The organism is Kitasatospora sp. NPDC002551 (genome assembly GCF_040296005.1).
Lineage (GTDB): Bacteria > Actinomycetota > Actinomycetes > Streptomycetales > Streptomycetaceae > Kitasatospora.
The window spans coordinates 105219-126555 of sequence record NZ_JBEOWI010000016.1; the positions used below are offsets into that span (position 1 = coordinate 105219).

At 74.6% G+C, this 21337-nt stretch carries 18 protein-coding genes; 15 read left to right on the forward strand and 3 right to left on the reverse strand.

Going from position 1 to position 21337, the window contains the following annotated elements:
• Positions 1-41: 41 nt before the first annotated feature.
• The 3 genes from ABT093_RS16700 to ABT093_RS16710 all read left to right on the forward strand — a co-directional run bounded on the left by ABT093_RS16700 (position 42) and on the right by ABT093_RS16710 (position 2850).
• Positions 42-440: a nuclear transport factor 2 family protein gene (locus ABT093_RS16700; protein WP_350564820.1), complete on the forward strand. Its 399-nt coding sequence runs from the start codon at positions 42-44 to the stop codon at positions 438-440.
• Between the two features lie 32 nt (positions 441-472).
• Entirely contained in the window at positions 473-1651 is a 1179-nt protein-coding gene (locus ABT093_RS16705) for an RCC1 domain-containing protein (RefSeq protein ID WP_350564822.1), read from the forward strand.
• A gap of 149 nt (positions 1652-1800) precedes the next feature.
• Positions 1801-2850 (forward strand): methyltransferase, encoded by a 1050-nt coding sequence (locus ABT093_RS16710; protein ID WP_350564823.1) that lies wholly within the window; start codon positions 1801-1803, stop codon positions 2848-2850.
• A gap of 145 nt (positions 2851-2995) precedes the next feature.
• Here ABT093_RS16710 and ABT093_RS16715 read toward each other — a convergent pair whose 3' ends face one another.
• Together ABT093_RS16715 and ABT093_RS16720 are read right to left on the reverse strand one after the other, a co-directional pair.
• Complete coding sequence (locus tag ABT093_RS16715; protein ID WP_350564825.1) at positions 2996-3850, reverse strand: GNAT family N-acetyltransferase; 855 nt, start codon at positions 3848-3850, stop codon at positions 2996-2998.
• Between the two features lie 65 nt (positions 3851-3915).
• Positions 3916-4821 (reverse strand): SDR family NAD(P)-dependent oxidoreductase, encoded by a 906-nt coding sequence (locus tag ABT093_RS16720; protein ID WP_502884238.1) that lies wholly within the window; start codon positions 4819-4821, stop codon positions 3916-3918.
• 189 nt (positions 4822-5010) lie between these two features.
• Between ABT093_RS16720 and ABT093_RS16725 the strand changes: the two genes are divergently transcribed.
• The 11 genes from ABT093_RS16725 (at position 5011) to ABT093_RS16775 (ending at position 17844) form a co-directional block, all read left to right on the forward strand.
• Positions 5011-6675 (forward strand): MDR family MFS transporter, encoded by a 1665-nt coding sequence (locus tag ABT093_RS16725; protein ID WP_350564829.1) that lies wholly within the window; start codon positions 5011-5013, stop codon positions 6673-6675.
• Between the two features lie 319 nt (positions 6676-6994).
• Positions 6995-7969: an NAD(P)-dependent oxidoreductase gene (locus ABT093_RS16730; protein ID WP_350564831.1), complete on the forward strand. Its 975-nt coding sequence runs from the start codon at positions 6995-6997 to the stop codon at positions 7967-7969.
• Between the two features lie 31 nt (positions 7970-8000).
• Entirely contained in the window at positions 8001-9632 is a 1632-nt protein-coding gene (locus tag ABT093_RS16735) for an outer membrane protein assembly factor BamB family protein (RefSeq protein ID WP_350564832.1), read from the forward strand.
• A gap of 77 nt (positions 9633-9709) precedes the next feature.
• The gene (locus ABT093_RS16740; protein ID WP_350564834.1) at positions 9710-10339 is read left to right on the forward strand and encodes an NAD(P)-dependent oxidoreductase; all 630 of its coding nucleotides are present in this window, start codon (positions 9710-9712) and stop codon (positions 10337-10339) included.
• A 101-nt stretch (positions 10340-10440) separates the two neighbouring features.
• Positions 10441-11079, forward strand: a complete 639-nt coding sequence (locus ABT093_RS16745) for an NAD(P)-dependent oxidoreductase (RefSeq protein WP_350564835.1) — start codon at positions 10441-10443, stop codon at positions 11077-11079.
• A 246-nt stretch (positions 11080-11325) separates the two neighbouring features.
• Positions 11326-12000 (forward strand): DUF2269 domain-containing protein, encoded by a 675-nt coding sequence (locus tag ABT093_RS16750; RefSeq protein WP_350564837.1) that lies wholly within the window; start codon positions 11326-11328, stop codon positions 11998-12000.
• A 13-nt stretch (positions 12001-12013) separates the two neighbouring features.
• Positions 12014-13228, forward strand: a complete 1215-nt coding sequence (locus ABT093_RS16755) for a sensor histidine kinase (protein WP_350564838.1) — start codon at positions 12014-12016, stop codon at positions 13226-13228.
• The gene (locus ABT093_RS16760; protein WP_350564839.1) at positions 13225-13890 is read left to right on the forward strand and encodes a response regulator; all 666 of its coding nucleotides are present in this window, start codon (positions 13225-13227) and stop codon (positions 13888-13890) included. The genes ABT093_RS16755 and ABT093_RS16760 overlap by 4 nt, the downstream gene beginning before the upstream one ends.
• A 197-nt stretch (positions 13891-14087) precedes the next feature.
• Positions 14088-14483, forward strand: coding sequence for an SHOCT domain-containing protein (locus ABT093_RS16765; protein ID WP_350564841.1), 396 nt, complete (start codon positions 14088-14090; stop codon positions 14481-14483).
• Positions 14484-14521: 38 nt separating this feature from the next.
• Positions 14522-15274, forward strand: coding sequence for an ABC transporter ATP-binding protein (locus tag ABT093_RS16770; RefSeq protein WP_350564869.1), 753 nt, complete (start codon positions 14522-14524; stop codon positions 15272-15274).
• On the forward strand, positions 15271-17844 hold the full coding sequence (locus tag ABT093_RS16775) for an ABC transporter permease (protein ID WP_350564842.1): 2574 nt from the start codon (positions 15271-15273) through the stop codon (positions 17842-17844). Before ABT093_RS16770 ends, ABT093_RS16775 begins: the two co-directional genes overlap by 4 nt.
• Positions 17845-17918: 74 nt before the next feature.
• On the opposite strand, the gene ABT093_RS16780 is transcribed toward ABT093_RS16775, so the two are convergent.
• Positions 17919-18200 carry an HPr family phosphocarrier protein gene (locus ABT093_RS16780; protein ID WP_350564844.1) on the reverse strand — a complete coding sequence of 94 codons (282 nt, stop codon included), beginning with the start codon at positions 18198-18200 and terminating at the stop codon, positions 17919-17921.
• A gap of 231 nt (positions 18201-18431) precedes the next feature.
• Between ABT093_RS16780 and ABT093_RS16785 the strand changes: the two genes are divergently transcribed.
• Positions 18432-21248: a bifunctional acetate--CoA ligase family protein/GNAT family N-acetyltransferase gene (locus ABT093_RS16785; RefSeq protein ID WP_350564846.1), complete on the forward strand. Its 2817-nt coding sequence runs from the start codon at positions 18432-18434 to the stop codon at positions 21246-21248.
• Positions 21249-21337: the final 89 nt, after the last annotated feature.

Genomic DNA, 21337 nt, shown 5'->3' on the forward strand with positions numbered 1-21337 from the left:
CGGGCAAAGCCCCGCACCGCACCAGCCACAGGAGGAGAGTCATGAAGGTCGTCGACCACCCGAACGCCAAGCTCATGGAAGCGGTCTACGCCGCGTTCACCGTGGGCGACGTGCAGAAGGCCGCCGGCTACTGGACCAAGGACTGCGTGCACTACTACCCGGGCACCAGCGAGCTGTCCGGCGCGCACGAGGGCATCGAGTCCGCCCTGGCCTTCGCCGGCCGGATGTTCGAGATCTGCCAGGGCCGCATCCAGATGGAGATCCACGAGATCGGCGCCAGCGACTCGTTCGCCTTCGCCACCGTGTTCACCCGCTACGAGCGCGAGGGCAAGAGCCTGGAGATGCCCTTCGTCAACGTGGCGCGCATCCAGGACGGCCTGATCGCCGAGTTCTGGACCTACCCCGAGGACCAGTACGCCGTCGACCAGTTCTGGGCCTGACCGCCCCCCGACGATTGAGAGGTCGCATCACCATGGCAGGCATCATCAGCAGTTGGGGTGACAACACCAACGGTCAGCTGGGCGACGGCGGCACCGTCAACCGGTCCGTCGCGCAGGAGATCAAGGGCCTGGAGAACGTCGTCCGGGTGGCGGCCGGCAGCGGCCACGCGCTGGCGATCACCGGCGACGGCGAGCTCTGGGGCTTCGGGCGCAACGCCTTCGGCCAGCTCGGCGACGGCACCACCGAGAACCAGGCGAGCCCGGCGCGGACCGTCGGACTGCCCGGCCGGGTCCGCACCGCCGGCGCCGGCGGCGGCCACAGCGCCGCGCTGCTGGAGGACGGCACGGTCTGGGCCTGGGGCGCCGGCTTCTTCTGCGCGCTCGGCGAGGCCAACTTCGGCGTGCAGCCCGTCCCGGTCCGGGTCGAGGGCCTGGAGGACGTCGTCGACCTCGCGGTCGGCGGCGCCCACAACCTGGCGCTCAAGGCCGACGGCACCGTCTGGTCCTGGGGCCGCGACGACCGGGGCCAGCTCGGCGACGGCCCCGGCTCGACCCGTGAGGGCCGGATCGTCCGGTCCTACATGACCGCCTCCTTCGACTGCCGGCCGCGCCCGGCCGTGGTCGAGGGCCTGGAGCCGGCCGTCCGGCTGGGCGCCGGCGGCGGCCACAGCATGGTCGTGCACGCCGACGGCACCGCCTCGGTCTGGGGCTTCAACGACCGGGGCCAGCTCGGTGACGGCACCACCGTCGACCGCGCCGCCCCGCAGAAGATCGCGGGCCTGCACGCGGTGACCCAGCTGGTCGGCGCCTACCACCACACGGTGGCCCTGCTGGCCGACGGCACCGTCTGGGCCTGGGGCCTGAACGACGGCGGCCAGCTCGGCGACGGCACCACCGCCGACCGCGCGGTGCCGGCCCCGGTGCCCGGCCTGACCGGCGTCAAGGCGGTGACGGCCGGCGGTGGCGGCACCGACGCGGCCCCCGGCAACGGCGGGCACGCGCTGGCGCTGCTGGCCGACGGCTCGGTGCAGGGCTGGGGCTGGAACAACTGGGGCCAGCTGGCCGCCGGCCAGGTCCAGATCGTCCCGACCCCGACCCGGATCGCGCTGGCCGGTCCGGCGGTGGGCATCGCCGCCGGCGGCGAGATCCCGCCGACCAACAAGTTCATGGCCAACCCGGGCGGCGGCTTCGCCTTCGCCCTGCTGGGCTGAGGCCCGGCCACGTGCGAACGCCGGGCGGCCCCGGCCCGTCCAGGGCCGCCCGGCGCGGGCCCGTCCGGCCCCGCCCACCCATGACCGCTGACCCCCGGGCCGGGGCGCCGTCCGCCCCCGGCCCGGTCCCCGCAGGGAGGCCTCACCCCATGACCGCCGTTCCCCAGACCGCCCCTGCCTCGGCCGGCGCGGTGTTCCTCTCCGAATTGATGTTCCCGTCCACCCCGCGCTGCCTGGCCCTGGCCGCCGAGTTCAGGATCGCCGAGCTGCTCGCCGACGGCCCGCTTCCGGCCGCCGAACTCGCCGGGCGCGCCGGGGTGGCCGCCGGACCGCTGGCCAAGGTGCTCGGGCTGCTCGCCGAGGACGGCGTCTTCGAGGAGACCGAGCCCGGCGTCTTCGCCAACACCGAACTGTCCGAGCTGCTCCGCCCCGGCGTGCCGGGCTCGATGGACGCGATGGCCCGGATGGTCGGCGCCGAGTGGCTCTGGTCCTCCTGGGGCGCGCTGGACCACAGCCTCGAAACCGGCAAACCCGGCTTCGAGAAGGTGCACGGCACCGCGCTCTGGCCCTGGCTGCAGCGCAACCCGGCCGCCGCCGCGACCTTCAACCAGGCCATGACCGACTTCACCGACGCGCTCTCCGACGCCCTGGTCTCCGCGTACCCCGAGTTCGCCGAGGCCGGCGCGGTCTGCGACCTCGGCGGCGGGCAGGGCACCTACCTGGCCGCGATCCTGCAGCGGTACGACGCCGTCGGCCGCGGTGTGCTGGCCGACCTGCCGAGCGTGATCGAGCAGGCCCGGACCCAGCCGGACGTCGCCAAGCTGGCCGAGCAGGGCCGGCTGGAGTTCCAGCCGGTCGACTTCTTCGCCGGGGTCCCGGCCGGCATCGGCACCTACGTCACCAAGCAGGTCTGGCACTCCTGGCCGGACGAGGCGCTGGTGCGGCTGCTGCGCCGGTGCCGCGAGGCCTCGCCGGGCGCCCGCTTCGTCGCGGCCGAGCTGGTGCACCGCGAGGGCGTGCCGCGGTTCGTGAAGAACTTCGACCTGGTCATGCTGGTCACCATGAGCGGAGAGGTGCGCACCGAGGAGCAGTTCGCCGAGGTGTTCCGGCGCGGCGGCTACCGGCTGAACCGGGTGGTGTCGACCGGGACGGCCTTCTCGCAGCTGGAGGCCGTGCCGGACCCCGACCCGCTGGACTGAGCACGGCCGGTTCCGGAGCATTCCTCCGGAACCGCTCCGGCGGAATTCCGGAGAAGCACGGAAAAGGGCCCGGATCCCTCGCGGATCCGGGCCCCTGGCTTTTCCCCGGGCCGCCCCCGGAGAAATTCCCCGGGGGCGGTTCCGGTCAGTCGAAGCGGAATTCCGCGAGGCCGCCGGACGGCCGGAACCCGAACGACTCGAAGAGATTCCGAATGGCGCTGTTCCCCTCGGCGGTGACGGCCAGGCCGACCGGCGGCCGCTCCCCGCCGTGCACCTCGGCCAGCACTTCGGCGAGCAGCGCCCGGCCGTAGCCGCCCCGGCGGTTCTCGGCCCGGACGTACATCGGGTTGTACCGGACGACGCCCGCGACGGTGGCGGTCCGGCCGAGGATGGCGACCGGGCGGCCGTCCTCCTCCCAGACCCGCAGCAGACCGCCGGCGATCTGCCCCTGGACCGAGCGTGCGGCGGTCTCCCGGCTGAGCCCGGCGCCGTGCGCGGCCTCCAGGCACCAGTCGGTGAACAGCTCGGACTCGTCGGCCGCGGCGGCCCTGGTCCGCCCGGACGGCGCCGGGCGGCCGAGCGGCAGCGGTGCGCCGTCCAGCCTGAGCACCTGCTCGCGGCGGTCCGGGCGGGCCGGCCGGCCGGTGGCCTCGGACCAGGCGGCGGCGAACGCCGCGGCCGCCGTGTCCGGCCCGATCACGCCGGGCAGGAGGTCCGGTCCGGCGCCCAGTTCGGCGCCGAGGGCGGCCGCCGCGGCGTCCGGCATCCCGCTCAGCACGACCAGGTGCGGCGCGGTGAAGGCCGCCACGCCGACCACCGGCGCCGCGCCGGAGTCCGGGTCCTCGACCCGGCTCCAGGTGATCGGCGGGGCGGTCGGCGGGCGGAACTTCGCCCCCGCCATCATCGTCAGCAGGATGGAATTCTCGACGGGGTTGCCGGCAATCCACTCACCGGTTTCCGAGACGAACTTTTCGGTGTTTCGCGTGGTTTTTACGAGCATGCCGAAAAAGTATCCCGGGGGTGGTTCGCTGGCAATGGTGCGCGCCGGTGGGGACCGTGTTCCGGTCAGTTCGCGCCGGGTCGGCCCGCACCCGGAGCGCCCGCGCCCGGAGCACCCGGGCCGCCCGGTCCCGGACGGCCGGGGCCGCCCGCGCCGGGACCGCCCTGGCCCGGGCCGCCGCCGCCCGGCCGCCCCATCGTCCCGGCCGTGACGCCGGCCGTCATGCCGCCCTCCAGCCCGAACAGCGAACCGGTGATGAAGCTGGCCGCGTCGCCGGCGAGGAAGACGACCGCGTTGGCGACCTCCTCCTCGGTCGCGATCCGCCCCAGCGCGGTGGCCGCCCCGGCCCGCTCCAGCGCGCCCGGCTGGCCGCCGACCCGCTGGCGGAAGTCCTCCGTGTCGACCGGACCGGTGATCAGCGCGTTGACCCGGATCCCGGCCGGGCCGGCCTCCAGCGCGGTGGCCCGGGTCAGGCCGACCACGCCGTGCTTGGCCGCGGTGTACGCGCCCAGGCCGAAGGCGGTGCCCTGGACGCCGGCGGTGGAGGCGTTGTTGATGATGCTGCCGCCGCCGTTCGCCCGCATCGCGGCGATCTCGTGCTTGAGCGAGTGGTAGGTGCCGATCAGGTTGACGGCGATCACCTGGGCGAAGGCCTCGGCCGGGACCCGGTCCAGCGGGCCGAACGCCCCGCCGCCGCCCGCGTTGTTGAAGGCGACGTCCAGCCGGCCGTGTCGCTCGACCGTGGTACCCACCAGGCGGGCGACATCATCCTCGACGGTGACGTCGGCGGCGATGAAGTCCGCCTGCCCGCCCTTCTCGCGGATCCGCTCCACGACGGCGTTGCCCAGCTCGGCGCGGCGGCCGGAGACCACCACGTGGGCCCCCGCGGCGGCGAGCGCCAGCGCGGTTGCCGCCCCCATGCCCGAGGTAGAACCGGTCACGAGCGCGATCTTTCCCTGCAGTTGACTCATCGTTAGCTGCCCTTCCGGGCGGCCGGGGGCCGCCCTTGATGTTGGCTCTTGACGGCTAATTTTGATTGTATAGTCTATACGAATTCAAGCTCGGAGCAAGGACTCCGAGTCGGCGAGCGCCTCCTCGAGGAGTACCCCATGAGCGCCCCGTACGCTGCACCCGCCCCGGAAGTGCCACGTAAAACCTTCTTGACGATCTTCGCCGCCCTGGTGCTTGCCATGTTCCTGGCGGCGCTGGACCAGACGATCGTGGCGACGGCCCTGCCGACCATCGCCGGTGACCTCGGCGGCGTGACCCACCTGGCCTGGGTCGTCACCGCCTACATGCTGGCCGCCACCGCGGCCACGCCGCTCTGGGGCAAGCTGGGCGACCTCTACGGCCGCAAGCTGATGTTCCAGTCGGCCATCGCGATCTTCCTGCTCGGCTCCGCGCTGTCCGGCCTCTCCGGCAACATCGGCCAGCTGATCGGCTTCCGCACCCTCCAGGGGCTCGGTGCGGGTGGTCTGATGGCGCTGGCGATGGCGCTCATCGCCGAGCTGGTGCCGCCGCGCGAGCGCGGCAAGTGGCAGGGCTACGCGCAGTCCTGCTTCGTGCTCGCCGGCGTGGTCGGCCCGCTGATCGGCGGCGCCTTCGTCGACCACCTGTCCTGGCCGTGGATCTTCTACATCAACCTGCCGATCGGCGTGGTCGCGCTGGTGATCGTCACCTCGGTGCTGAAGCTGCCGGTCAACAAGCAGAAGAAGCAGCTGGACTACCTCGGCTCGGCGCTGCTCAGCGGTGCCATCGTCTCCGTGCTGCTGGTCTCGGTCTGGGCCGGTGACCAGTACTCCTGGGGTTCGGTGCAGATCATCGGCCTGCTGCTGCTCGCCGCGGTGCTGCTCGCCGCGTTCGTCTGGCAGGAGAACCGGGCCAGCGAGCCGGTCGTCCCGCTGGCGCTGTTCAAGGACCCGGTGGTCCTGGTGGCCACCCTCGGCCTCTTCCTCACCTCGGTCTCGCTGTTCGTGGCGACCGTCTACACCCCGCTCTTCCTCCAGGTCGCCAACGGGGACAGCGCCACCGAGTCCGGCCTGCTGCTGGTCCCGATGATGCTCGCCACCGTGGCCAGCCTGACGCTCTCCGGCAAGGTCGTCGAGAAGACCGGCAAGTACAAGATCTTCCCGATCGTGGGCCTGCTGGTCATGGCGGTCGGCCTCTACCTGATGTCGACCCTCAAGGCGGACTCCTCGCAGGTCTCCGCCGGCATCTTCCTGGCGGTCTTCGGCATCGGCTTCGGTCTGGTCACCCAGGTGCTCATCGTGGCGGTGCAGAACTCCGTCGAGATGCGGCAGCTGGGCGTGGCGACGGCGGCGGCCAACTTCTTCCGCTCGCTCGGCGGCGCCATGGGTGTGACCATCTTCGGCGCCATCCTCAACTCGCAGCTGCGCGAGTGGCTGCCCAAGAAGGTGCCGGCCGACGCCCTGCAGCGGCTCGGCACGGACGGCCTGCTGACCGCGCCGGCCAAGGTCCGGGCGCAGGCGCCGCCGGTGCGCGACGGCGTCTCCGCCGCGCTGGCCGAGTCGCTGCACGTGGTCTACCTGATCGGCATGGTCATCGCGCTGATCGGCGCCGTGGTGGTGCTCTTCCTCCAGGAGCGGCCGATGCGGGCGCCGATGGGCGCGCCCGGCGGCCGGGGCCCCGGCGGTCAGGGCGGCCCCGGCGGTCCGGGCGGACAGCAGCAGGGCCAGGGCGGCCCCGGTGGCGGCCAGTGGCAGGGTCAGGGCGCCCCGGCGGGCCAGGCCGGCCAGGGTGCCCCCGGCGCCCAGCCCGGTCCCGGCGGTCCGGCCGGCGGCCGACCGGAGACGGCGGCCGGCTGACGGTCGCCGCGGGACCGTCCGCGTGGCCGGACCGGTGTCCGTCCCCTCGACTCCTCCTCCCCCACCGTTACCCCCGGCGGTGGGGGAGGAGGCTTGTCCGGAAACGGAACTGACGGGACATCAATCGTGGGGCCGGCGTGGGATACGGCTCGAAACGGACGCCGGAAGCCATCGCGGAGTGAGTGTTCACCCGCTAGGCTGGACGGGCAGTCGGCACCCCGGCCGCGGTGGGGCGGGGTGTCTGGCACGGCCTTCCCCGCCGCAGTCCGAGCGCCGGGAAACCCGGCGCGACCAGCCCACCAGGAAGCGGGTCGACTCCATGGCCGACATACCCAGCCCGCGGCGTGCACTCTCCCGGGACCTCCCGCCCGCCGCCGCCCCCGGCATACCCCCGGCGACCAGGATCGGTGTCATCGGTCTCGGCGTGATGGGCGGCGGGATGGCCGCCCGGCTGCTCGACCAGGGCCACCGGATCGTGGTCCACAACCGCACCCCCGAGCGCACCGCCCCGTTCGCCGCCCGCGGCGCGGAGGTCGCCGCCACCCCGGCCGACCTGGCCGCGCGGGTGGACGTGGTACTGCTCAGCCTCGCCTCCGAGGCGGCCGTCGAGGAGCAGCTCTTCGGCGCCGGCGGGGTGCTGGAGACCCTGCCCGCGCACGGCATCGTGATGGACACCAGCACCGTCTCCCCGGACTTCGCCCGCTCGGTCGCCGAACGGGTCGCCGGGCGCGGCCGCAGCTCCGTCGACGCCTGCATCATCGGCAACGGCCAGCACGCCAAGGACGGCGAACTGCGCTTCATGGTCGGCGGATCCGCCGAGGCCTTCGAGCGGCTGGGCCCCGTGCTGGAGCCGCTCGCCAAGGAGATCCGCCACCTCGGCCCGAGCGGTCTGGGCGCCACCGCCAAGGTCATGCTCAACGTGCTGATGGGCGTCGAGATGCAGGTGCTCGCCGAGTCCGTGACGCTGGCCCAGCGGGCCGGCATCGACCGCGAGCTCGCCCTGTCGATGATCAGCGAGAGCGGCTTCAGCTCGCCGGTGATGCGCTACAAGGCCGGCGTGATGCGCCGCCGGGCGTACGGCGACCCGCAGTTCCGCCTCGACCTGATGCGCAAGGACCTCCGGCTGGCCACCGCCGAGGCCGGCCGCCTGGGCGTCGCCACCCCCGTCTGCGACGCCACCCACGACACGCTCGTCGCCGCCGCCGAGGCCGGCCTCGGCGAGCTGGACTGCGCTGCCGTGCTCTCCCACGCGGAGGCCGCCGCCGGTCTGGCCGGCACCCCGGACCGTACGTGAACCACTCGACCTCATCGAGGAGTTGATCCACGTGTCCCAGCCCAGACGGCCCCGGGCAGCCGGTTTCGGCACCGGCCTGGTGGCTCTGCTGACCGCCCTCGTGCTGCTCGCCGCCACCAACGGCGCCGGCGCCGAGGACGCCGAGTCCCGTCCGCGCTCCGGAGCCTGGACCAGCTGGCAGCACGACCCGGCCGGCAGCCGCTTCAACGACCAGGAGTACCGGATCACCCCGTCCACCGTCGGCAACCTCGACCTGAAGTGGGCCTTCGGCCACGCCAAGGTCCCGGGCGTCTACCTCGGCAGCCAGCCCGCGGTGGCGGACGGCACCCTGTACGCCGGCGGCGTCGAGGGCACCTTCCACGCCCTGGACGCCCGGACGGGCGCGGCCCGCTGGACCTTCGACGTCGCGCCGGTGGCCGGCGCCCACTCCACCACCAACCCCGACCCGGTGCGCAGCAGCCCGGCCGTCTCGGGCAACACGGTCTACTTCGGCGACAACCGCGGCTACCTGTACGCGCTGGACCGCTGGACCGGCGCGCTGCGCTGGTCGCTGAAGCTCGACAACCACCCGCAGGCCCAGATCACCAGCTCGCCGCTGGTGTACAACGGCCAGGTCTACGTCGGCATATCCAGCAAGGAGTCCGGCGCCACCTTCGACCTGACCTACCCCTGCTGCACCTTCCGCGGCTCGGTCGTCGCCGTCGACGCGTACACCGGGCAGCTCACCTGGCGGCACTGGACCAGCCCCCAGCCGCAGCCGGTCGGCACCTGGCCGAACGGCGCCAACCGCTACGAGCCCTCCGGCGTCGCCGTCTGGAGCTCGCCGGTGATCGACCGGGAGAGCGGCACCATCTACGTCGGCACCGGCCAGAACTACTCGGGCGCGGGCGGCGACACCGACTCAGTGCTCGCCCTCGACGCCGCCACCGGCGCCGTCCGCTGGCGCGCGCAGGAGGTCTTCCCGGACACCTTCACCGTCGCCTGCGGCATCGCCGGCGCCGACGCCTACTGCCCCAGCAAGGCCAACGGCACCGACCACGACTGGGACTTCGGCTCCAGCGCCAACGTCTTCAGCATCGGCAACCGCCGGGTGGTCGGCATCGGCCAGAAGAACGGCGTCTACCACGTCTACGACGCGCTGACCGGCGCCAAGGTGTGGGACCGCGCGGTGGTCGCCGACCCCAACACCAAGGGGGGCAGCTCGGGCATCCAGTGGGGCACCAGCTACGACGGGACCCGGCTCTACGTCGCCACCTGGTTCGCCAACCCCGGCACCCTGTACGCGCTCGACCCGGCGACCGGCGCGATCCTCTGGCAGACCGAGAGCCCGGCCGACGGCTGCCAGTGGGGCGGCGCGGCCGCCAACCCCGAGCTCTGCCAGCGCGCCTTCACCCCGGCCGTGAGCGCCAGCCGCGGCCTGGTCTACGAGGGCGGCGCGGACGGCAAGATGCGGGTCTTCTCGGCGAGCACCGGCGCCGTGCTCTGGCAGTACGACGTGGTCCGCGACTTCACCACCGTCAACGGCGTGCCGGCGCACGGCACGGCGCTGTCCGGCGGCGGTGGCGCGGTGGTCGCCGACGGCATGCTCTACGTCCAGGCGGCGTACTACCCGCAGTACCCGAGCACTTCGGGCGGCGCGCTGCTCGCCTTTTCCCTACGGTAGGACCCGTCGGCGTAAGCGAAGGTCAACTCACGGCCGGCGGCGTTCAGTTGCCGCCGGCCCTGGCAAGGAGGAAAGTCATGGAGATCGTCGTGGTGGGAGCGGCCGGCCGGACCGGTCGGCTGCTGGTCGAGAAGGCCCTGGAGAACAAGCACGGCGTCACCGCCCTGCTGCGCGACCCGGCCAAGCTGCCGGTCGAGCACGAGCGGCTGACCAAGGTGCGCGGCGACGTGTTCGACGTCGACTCGCTGACCGGACCGCTGCAGGGGAAGGACGCCGTGGTGGTGGCGCTGGGCGTGACCAGCCGCACCACGACGACGGTGTTCTCCGACGGCGTGCGCAACGTCATCACGGCCGCCCGGGCGGGCGGGGTGCGCCGGCTGCTCACGATGTCCTCGGCGGGCCTGGAGACCGCGCACCTGCCGGCCATGCAGCGCTTCGTCGCCGAGTTCGTGGTGGACCGGGTCTACCGGAACATCCACCTCGACCTGGGCCGGATGGAGGACGAGGTCGAGGCCAGCCCGCTGGACTGGACGATCGTCCGGGTGCCGATGCTCACCGACGGCCCGGCCACGCCCAACTACCAGGCGGTGGTGGGCGGTCACATCCCCAAGGCGTCGCGCGTCGCCCGGGCGAACGTCGCCGACTACATCGTCACCCATCTGGATGACCCGGCCACCTACGGCCGGCGCGTCGAGGTGGCCAACTGATGACCCCCGGCGGAGGCCGGCCCGCCCGCGGCACGTCCGCGGCGCGGGCCGGCCGCGCGCCGGAGGGCCACCGCCGCCGCTGACCGAGGGGGAAACGCACCGTGAACATCGTCGTCTTCGGCGCGACCGGCGGCACCGGCCGCCACTTCCTGGAGCTGGCCGCCGCGGCCGGGCACTCCACCGTCGCCTTCGCCCGCGATCCGCTGGCCCTGGCCGACGCCCGGCCGACCACCATCCGGCAGGGCGACGTCCTCGACCCGGCCGCGGTGGCCCGGGCCGTCGGGGGCGCGGACGCGGTGGTCTCCGCGCTCGGCATCGGCTACAGCCGGGCCGCCACCACCGTCTACTCGGCCGGCACCGGCCACATCCTCAAGGCCATGCACGCGGCCGGGGTGGCCCGGGTGCTCTGCGTCTCCACCACCAGCATGAGCCCGGCGCCCTGGAGCGCCGCCCCGCTGCAGCGGGCGCTCACCTCCTGGGTGCTGCACCCGATGCTCCGCCGGCCGTACGCCGACATGGCGCGGATGGAACGGCTGCTGCTGGCCGACACCGAGCTGGACTGGACGCTGGTCCGGGCCGCCCGGCTCACCGGCGGGCGGGCCCGCGGCCGCTACCGCACGGCCGCCGGGCGGCGGCTGTCCGGGGCGTGGTCGATATCCCGCGCCGATCTCGCGCACTACCTGCTCGGCGCGCTCGGCGACCCGGCCGCCCGCCGCGCGGTCGTCGAGATCGCGTACTGACCGCCCGTCCAGCGACCGCCCGCCCCGCCGGCCCGCCGGCCCGTGGCAGCGCCCACCCACCGCCCGTACTCAACGAGGGGTACGGCCGGCTACTCCCTGGGTGCGATGCCCGGCCCCCGCGGACCGGGCAGAGTAAGGAGTGATCCCGCGGATCACCCAAGCCGTGGGCCGGCGGCCGCACACCATCCACCCCGGTGGCCGCCGGCCCGTGGCCCGCGTCGCCCCTCGCCCTCCGGAGCACAGCCGATGCCCACACCTTCCGGTCCGCCCGCCGCCGACACCCCCGCGCCCCCGACCGGGGCCGACGCGGGGGAGCCGTCCGCGGCCACGACGGTGCCCGACGGACCCCCGGCCGGCCGGGCCGGCCGCCTGCGGCTGCCCAAGCACGCCCGCCGGGTCTGGCTGGTCGTGCACGTCGCCTTCTCGGTCGGCTGGCTCGGCCTGACCGCGGGCGTGCTCGCCCTCGGGATCGCCGGCCGCTTCTCCGACGACCCCGACACCGTGCGCGCCGCCTACCTGGCGCAGCAGATCTTCGCCGACTGGCTGCTGATCCCGGTCAGCCTGCTCTCGCTGCTCTCCGGCCTGCTGCTGTCCCTCGGCACCACCTGGGGCCTGCTGCGGTACCGCTGGGTCGCCACCAAGTTCTGGCTGACCCTGGCCGCGACCCTGGCCTCGATCTTCGCGCTGCGCGCCTTCATCCACGACGCGGCCGGCCAGGTCGCCGCCGGCACCGTCCCGCCGGACGGCCGCGCCCCGCACGTCCTGGTCATCGCGCCCTCGGTGGCGCTCGCCATCTACCTGACCGCCACCGTGCTGTCCGTGGTCAAGCCCTGGGGGATGACCAAGCGCGGCCGGCGCCTGGCCGCCGAGGCCCGTGCCGCGCGCACCGGCCGCGCCGCCGCCGCGGCGCCGGGGCGGTGACCCTCCGCTGTCCATGAGCACCGACCACGAGACCTACCCCTACGGCGGACCGCCCTGGACCAGGCCGGCCTGGACGCGGTTCTCCGCGCTCCTGGTCGCCCTGGTCCAGGTGATCGGCTCCACCGCCGCCTCCCACCAGCAGCCGGACCGGGCCGCGCTGGACGCCGCCGGGTACGCGCTGCTGCTGTTCGGCCCGGCCCTGCTGCTGCTGCGCGACCGCTACCCCGGACCGGTGGTGGCCGCCGTCTCCGCCGTGACCACCGGCTACCTGCTGGCGGGCTACCCGTACGGCCCGGTGTTCTTCAGCCTCGGCGTGGCCGTCTACGGCGCGCTCGCCCGCGGCTGCCGCCGGTGGGCCTGGACCTCGCTGGGCGTCGGCTACCTGGTCCACCTGGCCAGCTCCCACCTGCTGCCGCACGCCTGGCAGCGCGCGCCCGGACCCGGCCCCAGCTGGTGGCAGGAGGCCGGGGCGGCGGCCTGGCTGCTGCTGGTCCTGGCCGGCGCCGAGATCATGCGCAGCCGCGGCGAACAGCTGGCCGCCCGTCGGCTGGCCCGGCGGCAGGCCGAGGAGAACCGGGCGGCCGAGGAGCGGCTGCGGATGGCCCGCGAACTGCACGACATCCTGGCCCACTCGATCTCGGTGATCCACCTCCAGGCCGGGGTAGCCCTGGAGCTCATCGACGAGCACCCCGACCAGGTCCGCGCCGCGCTGACCGTCATCAAGGCGACCAGCAAGGAGGCGCTGGGGGAGGTGCGCCAGGTGCTCGGCACCCTGCGCGGCCCGGACGGCCAGGCCCCGCGCACCCCCGCCCCCGGCCTCGCCCGGCTGCCCGAACTGGTCACCCAGGCCGGCCACGCCGGGCTCACCGTCACGGTCGAGACGGCCGGCCCGGCCCGGCCGCTGTCCGCCCAGGTGGAGCTGGCCGCCTTCCGGATCGTCCAGGAGGCGCTCACCAACATCATCCGCCATTCGGCCGCGCGCACCGCCACGGTTCTGATGGACTGGTCCTCCCCGGACGGGCTGCTGCTCCGGGTGGACGACCCGGGCCCGGCCGCCGGCGGCGACGGCGGCGGCTCCGGCAACGGCCTGATCGGCATGCGCGAGCGGGCCGCGGCCTTCGCCGGCGAGCTGACCGCCGGACCGCACGGCGGCGGCTTCCGGGTGCGGGCCTGGCTGCCCGACCCGGCGGGGTCGGGCACGGCGAGCGAGAAGGGGCGGTCGGGATGACCCGAGTACTGCTGGCGGACGACCAGGTCCTGGTCCGGGCGGGCTTCCGGGCCCTGCTCGACGCCCAGCCCGACATCGAGGTGGTCGGCGAGGCGGACGACGGCGAGGCGGCCGTCCGGCTGGTCGAGGAACTGCGGCCGGACGTCGTGCTGATGGACATCCGGATGCCCGGCACCGACGGGCTGGAGGCCACCCGGCGGATCTGCTCCCGGCCCGAGCTGGCCGCGGTCCGGGTGGTCGTGCTGACCACCTTCGAGCTGGACGAGTACATCTTCGAGGCGCTGCGGCTGGGCGCGGCCGGCTTCCTGGCCAAGGACACCGAACCCTCCGACCTGCTGCGGGCCGTGCGGGTGGCCGCCGTCGGCGACTCGCTGCTCTCCCCGGGCGTGACCCGCCGGCTGATCGACGAGTTCGCCAGCCGCTCCCGGGAGCCCGCCGCGAGCGGGCGGCTGCTGGCCTCGCTCACCGACCGGGAGCGCGAGGTGCTCGCCCTGGTCGGCATGGGCCTGAGCAACGACGACATCGCCCGCCGTCTGGTGGTCAGCCCGCTCACCGCGAAGACGCACGTCAGCCGCGCCATGGTGAAGCTCGGCGTCCGCGACCGCGCCCAACTGGTCGTCCTCGCCTACGAGTCCGGCCTGGTCCGGCCGGGCTGGTTGTAGCCGGGGGCCACCCGCCGGCCGGCGCGGAGCAGCGCCGCCCCCGGCCCGTACTCCCCCCGTCGTACCCCCGGTGCCGCTCCCCGGAGGACGCGCCGGACCCCTCCTCGGCGGGACGCTCGTGGTGGCCTCGGGAACGGTCCGGGGCCGACGCGAGGCCCCCGTCCGAACCCGCGGGGCTCACCGAGGAGTTGACCGACATGCAGAGCACCGCACTGCTCGCCGACACGATCTGCCGGGACGGCTGGGGCCCGTGGAACGGGGGCGGCCCGGGCCCGTGGTTCCTGCTCTTCCCGCTGTTCTGGCTGCTCGTCCTGATCACCGTGTTCACCGTGCTGCGCCGCCGCGGGCCGTGGGGCCGCCGCGGCCCGTGGGGCCCGCCGTGGGCCGGCCAGTGGGGCGGCCCGTGGAACGGCGGCGGCCCGGGCTGGCGCGGTGGCTGGCCGGGTGGCCCCGAGGGCCCGCTGGCGAACCTGGCCCGCCGGTACGCCGAGGGCGAGATCAGCGAGGAGGAGTACCGCACCCGCCGGGACACCCTGCTCGAGCACCTGCAGGGCCCGGACGACACCAAGCCGGGCCAGGGCGGTGCCAAGTGACGTCCTTCCCGGTCCTCGAACTGGTCGACACCGACCGGATGGCCGCCCGCGTCACCGAGGCGGTCAAGGTCTACGGCGTGGGCCGCACCGAGGTGCGCGCCCTGGACCACGTGACCGTCGGCTTCCCGGCCGGCCGGCTCACCGCGATCATGGGCCCGTCCGGCTCGGGCAAGTCCACCCTGCTGCACTGCGCGGCCGGGCTGGACCGGCTGACCGCCGGCACCGCGATGATCGGCGACACCGAGCTGGAGAACCTCAGCGACCGCCGGCTGACCCTGCTGCGCCGGGAGCGGATCGGCTTCGTCTTCCAGTCCTTCAACCTGGTGCCGGTGCTCACCGCCCGGGAGAACATCACCCTGCCGGTCGACCTGGCCGGCGGGGAGGTGGACCGGCAGTGGGTGGAGACCCTGATCGACGCGGTCGGGCTGCGCGAGCGGCTCGACCACCGGCCGAGCGAGCTCTCCGGCGGCCAGCAGCAGCGGGTCGCGCTGGCCCGGGCGCTGGCCGGCCGCCCCGAGGTGGTCTTCGCCGACGAGCCGACCGGCAACCTGGACTCCCGCACCGGCGCCGAGGTGCTGGAGCTGATGCGCCGCGCGGTGGACGAGATGAACCAGACGGTGGTCATGGTCACCCACGACCCGACCGCCGCCGGCTACGCGGACGAGGTGCTCTTCCTCGCCGACGGCCGCCTGGTCGACCGCATGGAGCGGCCCACCCCGGCCGACGTGCTGGACCGGATGAAGGCCTTCGACCACGCCCCCGCGGCCGGACGGGGAGGCGTCCGGTCATGAGCAGCAGCGCCACCGCCACCCTGCGGATCAGCCTGCGTTCGCTGGCCGCGCACAAGCGGCGGCTGGCCGGGACGTTCACCGCGATCCTGCTCGGGGTGGCCTTCCTGTCCGGCACGCTGGTGCTCGGCGACACCCTGCGCGGCAGTTTCGACACCCTGTTCGCCGACGCCAACCGCGGCACCGACGCCGTGGTGCGCAGCGCGGACGTGATGGACACCGAGAACACCTTCGGCGGCGTCCGGGCCCCGGTGGACCTGGCGCTGGCCGACCAGCTGCGCCAGGTGCCGGGGGTGGCGGCGGCCGAGCCGGCGATCCAGGGCTCCGGCCAGCTGATCGGCAAGAACGGCAAGGCGGTGGGCGGCCAGGGTCCGCCCACCCTGGCCGGCTACTGGCAGGCCGACAGCGGGCTCAACCCGTACCGGCTGGCCGAGGGCCGGGCACCGCAGCGGCCGGGCGAGGCGGTGATCAACCGGGGCGCGGCCAAGGCCGGCGAGCTGAAGCTCGGCGACACGACCGTCCTGCGCGCCCCCGACCCGGTGACGGTGACGATCGTCGGCATCGCGACCTTCGGCGCCCAGGCCGACGGCATGGGCCAGAACACCTGGACCGGGCTGACTCTGGAGGACGCCGAGCGCTACCTGACCCCGAAGGGGCAGGGCCAGGCCACCTCGATCCAGTTCCGGGCCGAGAGCGGGGTCTCCCAGCAGGAGCTGGTGACGGCGCTGTCGGCGAAGCTGCCCGCCGGGCTGGAGGCGGTGACCGGGACGAAGGTCAGCGAGGAGGCCACCAAGCAGGTGTCCAGCCGCTTCCTGACCATGTTCACCACCCTGCTGCTGGTGTTCGCGGGCATCGCCCTGCTGGTGGCGACCTTCACCATCCACAACACCTTCGCCATCGTGGTGGCCCAGCGCACCCGGGAGAACGCGCTGCTGCGGGCGCTGGGCGCGGCCCGCGGCCAGGTGCTGGCGGCGACCCTGGCGGAGGCGGTGGTGGTCGGCGTGGCCGCCTCGGTGGCCGGACTGCTCGGCGGGATCGGGGTGGCGGCGGGGCTGAAGTCGCTCTTCAAGGTGATCGGTTTCAACCTGCCGACCGGCGGCCTGGTGGTCGGCGCGGTCTCGGTGGCCCTGCCGCTGCTGGTGGGGACGGTCACGGCGGTCGGCTCGGCGGTCGCGCCGGCCGTGCGGGCGGGCCGCACGGCGCCGCTGGCCGCGATGCGGGCGGTGGCGGTGGACGGTGCGGCGGACGGCCGGGCCGGCCGGATCCGCTGGATCGCCGGCGCGCTGCTGGTGGCGGCCGGAGTGGCCGGCACGGTGGTCGGCGCGACCAACGGCCCCTCGGTGGCGCTGACCGCGGGCGGCGCGGTGACGACGCTGCTCGGTGTGGTGGTGCTCGGCCCGGTGTTCGCGACCTTCGTGGTGCGGCTGCTGGGCGCCCCGCTGCCGAGGCTGCGCGGCATGCCGGGCGTGCTGGCGGAGCGCAACGCGGCGCGCAACCCGAAGCGGACGGCCGCGACGGCCAGCGCGCTCATGGTCGGGGTCACGGTGGTCTCGCTGTTCACCGTCTTCGGCGCGTCGATCAAGGCGACCATGGACGACACGGTGAGCAAGACCTTCGCCGGGGACCTCGCGGTCTCCACCGGGGGCTTCCGCGGCGGCGGGCTGAGCCCGAAACTGGCGGACGCGGTCGGCGCCCTGCCGGAGGTGCGGCAGAGCGTGGGCCTGGGCCGGGGCGTGGCCCGGGTGGACGGCCACGGCCGGACCCTGGACGTCACCGACCCGGCCCGGCTGGCCGGCATCGTCGACCTCGGCCGGGTGGACGGCTCGCTGGAGCTGGGCACCGACGGTCTGGCGGTGTCCCGCACCGAGGCCGGGAAGCAGGGCTGGCAGGTGGGCACGACGGTCCCGGTGCGCTTCAGCGACGGCGTCGAGTCGCCGTTCACGGTGAAGGCGCTCTACCAGGGCGGCGAGCTGGCCGGTGACTACCTGATCACCCGGCAGGCCTGGGCCCCGCACAAGGGCCAGGACGCCGACTCGCTGGTGGCGGTCGCGCTGAAGGACGGGGTCTCGCTGTCGGCCGGCAAGGCGGCGGTGACGGCGGCGGCGGCACCGTTCGGCGACCCGAAGGTGCAGACCCGCTCGGAGTACGCGAAGAGCGCCGCCTCGGTGGTCGACATCATGCTCTCGGTGGTCTACGCGCTGCTGGCGCTCGCGGTGCTGATCGCGCTGCTCGGGATCGCCAACACGCTCACCCTGGCGGTGCACGAGCGGACCAGGGAGCTGGGCCTGCTGCGCGCGGTCGGCCAGACCCGCGGCCAGCTGCGGGCGATGGTGCGCTGGGAGTCGGTGCTGGTGGCGCTGTTCGGCACGGTCGGCGGCCTGGGCCTGGGGGCGTTCCTGGGCTGGGCGCTGGTGCGGGCGGCCGACACCGAGGGCACCGGCAGCTTCGCCGTCCCGCCGGTGCAGCTCACCGTGGTGCTGCTGGCCGGCATCGTCGCGGGCGCGGTGGCCGGGCTGCGGCCGGCCCGCCGGGCGGCCCGGCTGGACATCCTGCGGGCCATCGCGGCCGGCTGACCCGCCGCGCGCACACCGGAGCCCGGGCCCCCCGACCAACGGGGCCCGGGCTCCGGACGTGTGCGGTGGCGGTCTCAGGCCGCGGCGGGCAGCTCGTCCAGGCCCTCGGAGACCAGCTTGGCCAGGCGGTCCAGGGCCTGGTCGGCACCCTCGGCGTCGGAGGCCAGCACGACCTCGTCGCCGCCCTGGGCGCCGAGCGCGAGCAGGCCGAGCATGGAGCCGGCGTTGACCGGGTTGCCGCCGGGCTTGGCGATGGTGATCGGCACGCCGGTGGCCGCGACGGCCTTGACGAAGACGGAGGCGGGACGGGCGTGCAGGCCCTCGGCCCAACCGATGGTGACGCGGCGCTCAGCCATGAGACGTGCCTTTCCGGTAATGCTGGTCACGGCCGTGATGGGGGGAAACGGACGTGTTGTCTAGACCAGTGTTGCACGCAGGCGGCGCCTGCGAACCACCGCGTTCGGGACTTGTGATTGTTTCTTTCGGAGGCATAAACGACGCAATAATCCCCGTTCAGCGGCCCTGTCCACCCTGCCGTGAACACACGCCCGGCGCCATTCGGCCCACCGCCGGATAACCTGACGCTCGTGGACGACTCTGCGGTAGCGCGACCCGAGCCGGAGTACCCCCAGCACTGGGAGGCCGACATCCTGCTGCGCGACGGCGGCACGGCCCGGATCAGGCCGATCACCCCCGCCGACGCCGGCCGCCTGGTCGAGTTCTACGAACAGGTCTCCGACCGGTCCAAGTACTTCCGGTTCTTCGCGCCCTACCCTCGGCTCTCCGACAAGGACGTCCACCGCTTCACCCACCACGACTTCGTCAACCGGGTCGGTCTCGCCGTCGTCATCCGCGACCGCTTCGTCGCCACCGTCCGCTACGACCGGATCGACCCCGACGGCCGCCCCTCCGAGACCGGCACCGACGCCGAGGTCGCCTTCCTGGTCCAGGACGCCCACCAGGGCCGCGGCGTCGCCTCCGCGCTGCTGGAGCACATCGCCGCCGTCGCCCAGGAGCGCGGCATCCGCCGCTTCCAGGCCGAGGTGCTGCCGGAGAACCGCGCGATGGTGAAGGTCTTCACCGACGCCGGTTACGTCCAGCGCCGCAGTTTCGCCGACGGCGTCGTCCACCTGGAGTTCGACCTCGAACCCACCGCCGCCTCGCTCGCCGTCATGCGGGCCCGCGAGCACCGCGCCGAGGCCCGCTCCGTCCAGCGGCTGCTCACCCCGCGCTCGGTCGCGGTGATCGGTGCCTCCCGCCACCCGCAGACCGTCGGCCGCGCCCTGCTGCGCGACCTGCTCACCGGCTTCGCCGGCGACGAGCGCCCGGTCTACGCGGTCAACCGCAACGCGGAGCCCGGCACCGAGCTGGACGGCGTCCCGGTGCACCGCTCGGTGCTGGACATCCCCGGCCCGGTCGACCTCGCGGTGATCGCCGTCCCCGCCTCCGCCGTCCCCGAGGCGGTCGCCGCCTGCGGCGCGCACGGCGTCCAGGGCCTGGTCGTGGTCACCGCCGGCTACGCCGAGACCGGCCCCGAGGGCCGCGACCGCCAGCGCGCCCTGGTCCGCCAGGCCCGCGCCGCCGGCATGCGGGTGATCGGCCCGAACGCCTTCGGCCTGCTCTCCACCGACCCCGAGCGCCCGCTCAACGCCTCGCTCGCCCCCGTCCTGCCCGCCCGCGGCGGCTTCGGCGTCTTCTGCCAGTCCGGCGCGATCGGCGTCGCCCTGCTGGAGGCCGCCCACCGGCGCGGCCTCGGCATCTCCTCCTTCGCCTCGGTCGGCAACCGCGCCGACGTCTCCGGCAACGACTTCCTCCAGTACTGGGCCGAGGACCCGGCCACCGACGTCGTCCTGCTCTACCTGGAGTCCTTCGGCAACCCCCGCAAGTTCACCCGGATCGCCCGCCGGCTCGCCCAGGCCAAGCCGGTCGTCGTGGTCAAGGGCGCCCGCCACACCGGCAGCCTGCCGCCCGGCCACGCCGTCCCCGCCACCGCCACCGGCCTCAAGGACGCCACCGTCGACGCCCTCTTCCAGCAGGCCGGCGTCACCCGGGTGGAGACCATCACCGACCTGTACGACACCGGCGAACTGCTCGCCCTCCAGCCGCTGCCGCCCGGCGACCGGGTGGCCGTGATCGGCAACTCCGACTCGCTCGGCCTGCTCACCCACGACGCCTGCCTCTCCGCCGGCCTGCGCCCGCGCACCCCCGTCGACCTCACCACCGCCGCCACCGGTGAGAACTTCCGGATCGCCCTGGACACCGCGCTGAGCGACCCCGGGGTGGACGCGGTGATCGCCGTCGCCATCCCGCCGATCGGCACCCAGATGTGGGGCCCGGGCGTGGGCGGGCGGCTCACCGCCCCGGACGACCCCGAACTCGGTTCCGACGACCCGGAGATCGCCGCCGCCCTGCTCGACGCCGGCGAGCGCGCCCGCGCCGCCGGAAAGCCGCTGGTCCTCGCCCACCTGGCGCTCACCGACCTGCCCGGCCGGCTGCGCGAGGGCGGCATCCCCTCCTACCCGGCGCCCGAGCGGGCCGTGCGCGCCCTCGCCCACGCCGTCCACTACGCCGACTGGCGGCGCCGGATGGCCGAGGCCGAGGAGACCGCCCGGGTCCCCGAACTCGACCGGATCGACGAGGCCGGCGCCCGCGCCCTGGTCGAGGAGGCGCTCTCCACCCGCACGGCCATCGCCGCCCGCACCCAGCCCGGCGGCGCCCGGATCACCCTGCCCGACGCCGACGCCGCCGCCCTGCTCGCCCGCTACGGCGTCGACGTCTCGCCGACCCTGCCCGCCCCCGACGAGGAGAGCGCCGTCCGCGCCGCCGCCACCCTCGGCTACCCCGTCGCGCTCAAGGCCACCGCCCCCCACCTGCGCCACCGCCCCGACCTCGGCAGCGTCCGGCTCGACCTGACCGGCGAGCCCGGCCTGCGCCGCGCCCACCACGAGCTGGACGCTCTGCTCGGCGGCGCCGCCCAGGCCGAACTGGTGGTCCAGCGGCTCGCCCCGCGCGGGGTGGACACCGTGATCGGCGCCACCGTGGACCCGGCGGTCGGCGCGATCCTCTCCTTCGGCCTGGCCGGCGCCCCCGCCGAACTGCTCGGCGACGTCGCCCACCGGCTGGTTCCGGCCACCGACCAGGACGTCGCCTCGCTGGTCCGCGAGGTCCGCGCGGCGCCCCTGCTGTTCGGCTGGCGCGGCGCCGAGGCCGTCGACACCGACGCCCTGGAGGAGCTGCTGCTGCGGGTGTCCCGGCTGGTCGACGACCTCCCGGAGGTCGCCTCGGTGGATCTCGAACCGGTGGTCGTGGCCCCGCACGGACTGGCGATCCTGGGGGCGCGCGTGCGCATCGCACCCCTGCCGGTCCGCAGCGATCTGGGTCCGCGCGCCATGAGCACGCTGTAACCTTCCTTGGTTGCGTCCGGACCGCGGGCGCCGTTGTCCGAAGCTCGGCGCCGCGCCGCCCGCTTCGTCGGCGGACCATGCCAGGATGG